3 protein-coding genes and 1 pseudogene are annotated in these 2,106 nt (G+C 32.7%); 1 reads left to right on the forward strand and 3 read right to left on the reverse strand.

Features of this window, described 5'->3' with window-relative positions:
- On the forward strand, nt 1-706 hold a 706-nt coding region (locus tag ABX784_RS17190), incomplete at its 5' end, for an amino acid--tRNA ligase-related protein (RefSeq protein ID WP_372656290.1).
- Here ABX784_RS17190 and ABX784_RS17195 read toward each other — a convergent pair.
- From ABX784_RS17195 to ABX784_RS17205, 3 genes and pseudogenes are all read right to left on the reverse strand, one after another.
- On the reverse strand, nt 700-1,482 hold the full coding sequence (locus tag ABX784_RS17195) for a hypothetical protein (RefSeq protein ID WP_372656291.1): 783 nt from the start codon (nt 1,480-1,482) through the stop codon (nt 700-702). The two genes, ABX784_RS17190 and ABX784_RS17195, sit on opposite strands and share 7 nt — an antisense overlap.
- Nucleotides 1,483-1,485: 3 nt before the next feature.
- Nucleotides 1,486-1,683: a hypothetical protein gene (locus tag ABX784_RS17200; protein WP_372656292.1), complete on the reverse strand. Its 198-nt coding sequence runs from the start codon at nt 1,681-1,683 to the stop codon at nt 1,486-1,488.
- A pseudogene (locus ABX784_RS17205) lies at nt 1,667-2,106 on the reverse strand (hypothetical protein); the annotation flags it as partial. The pseudogene ABX784_RS17205 and the gene ABX784_RS17200, both read right to left, overlap by 17 nt.

Raw genomic sequence — 2,106 nt, forward strand, 5'->3', positions numbered from 1 at the left:
ACCAAACTCTACCCATCATCGACCTCAATTTCTTATGCTTGAGTGGTATAGAAAAGATGAGTTCTATACAAAGATAATGGATGATGTTGAAGGCCTTTTTAAGTACTGTGCAAAGAGATCTTTAGAGGATGGAATAAATATAAGAAATGAATTCAATGAATTTGTTCCTATAAAGAAAACAATTCAGGAAATTTTCATAGAAACTGTAAATATTGATATCTTAAAATATTTAGATAAAGATAAACTGGCCGCCAAAATAAGAAGTGACTTTAAGCAAGTTCCTCTGCCATCAGAAAAAGAACATGACCTATTATCATGGGATGATTACTACTTCCTACTTTTTTTAAATGAAGTTGAACCTAAGCTCAAGAAATATCCGTTTATACTTCTTTATAATTTCCCAAATCACTTAAGTGCTCTTTCTACAATAAATAGTGATGACAGTAGGGTTTGTGATCGATTTGAGGTTTATTCTTTTGGAGTTGAAATTTGCAATTCTTTTAATGAACTTACAGATTTGACTCTTCTAAAAGAGAGATTTGATAGTCAGGCCATAATGAAAAAAAGTTTGTATCAGTACTCTCTTCCTGAACCTACTGAATTCTATCACACTATGAAGTCGTTACCGACTTCAAGTGGAATAGCGTTAGGTGTTGAGAGACTCATGATGTGTCTTACAGAGACAGAGAATCCTTTCTTCTACTGATTAGTAGCATTAAAAAGCTTATGAAGTTTAACCATCACTTCTGATTTAACATGTTGAACAGGGACAAACTCGGCCCACTTTCTATGTCTTTCTCTCGAAGTACTTTTTCTAATTTTATTAGTAAAAAAGTTTGGATATTTTTTTGCAATTTCAGCAGAGAAAACAGCATACCAATCATAAAATAAATTCACATCTTTAAATAGAAGCTCATCTAGTATTTCTAAAGTTTGCTCAACAAGAACTCTCTTGAGAGTATAGAAGTTTGTTTTCTCTAAAGACTCCTTCGATATCTCTTTATTCATAAATGTTGAAACATAATACTTTGAAAAGCTAATTCCAGAGTCTGTCATAGGAGTATCATAATTCTCCATAGCCGCGTATGTATTATCTAAAACTAAGGCCCTATAAACCCCCTCGCGGCTTCCGCCTTGAGAGATAACATTCATCCATTTTGCAACATCATTTTCATTTGGCTTCACTCTTCGTGCAGCTTCATAAATTTCAAATAAAAAAGAGAGATCAGCTTTTTCCATTTTCTCTTTAGAGATTTTTGATTTCATCTTATCTTGATATTCAGCACGAACAGACTTAGCATCCTTCATTACTTTTGGTATCTCAGGAAGCTTAATACTCTCCTCTTTCTCACCAAATAATTTGACTGCCAACTCATCTCCTAGATATTCTTCAACATAAGGCCTTAGCTTATCTGCAAAACCTTCTGCATGTATATTTGTAATACTTAGAGAGAACATCATTACCATTAAAATCTTTTTCATTACTTAACCTTTACTTTTAATTATATTTTTAGCTTGATTCCACTGCTCTTCTAAAGACACGGCTTTCTCAAGAACTAGTGGTAAAATTTTTTCTACAATTTCTGGATTATTTTTCCAATTATCATTTATCAGTGATAGCGACTGAGAAATTGCTGAGATACTTGAATTGATATCATGAATAACTTTATTCTGATCCTGCATCTTTTCTCCTCTCTGATATCCTATAAAATGCACTATTTGATATTTTTAAGACTCCAAGTGTTTTCCTTACTTTCTCATCATTATCTTTTAATACTATCGCGAGCGCATCCTCTTCTACTTTTTCTACAAATGACTTAAGCCCATTTATTTGAATATACTCTAGCTGCATCTTAGTAAGTATACTTCCAGGAACAAGTTTATTTTCTACACTTGTGACTACATCTTCAGATTCACAAACACCTTTAATATGAGAAGGAAGATCCTGAATACCAATCACCCCATGTGACTTTGACTGAAGAATCTCTACAACTCTTCTTAGTTCCCTTATATTCCCTGGCCAAGAATAGTTATTTAAAATATTTTTAACTTCACTATTTAAAACAACTCGCCTCTTCCCTTTGCCTAAGAAATGCTTTATCAATA

Source organism: Halobacteriovorax sp., from assembly GCF_041587335.1.
In the GTDB taxonomy this organism is placed as follows: Bacteria; Bdellovibrionota; Bacteriovoracia; order Bacteriovoracales; family Bacteriovoracaceae; genus Halobacteriovorax.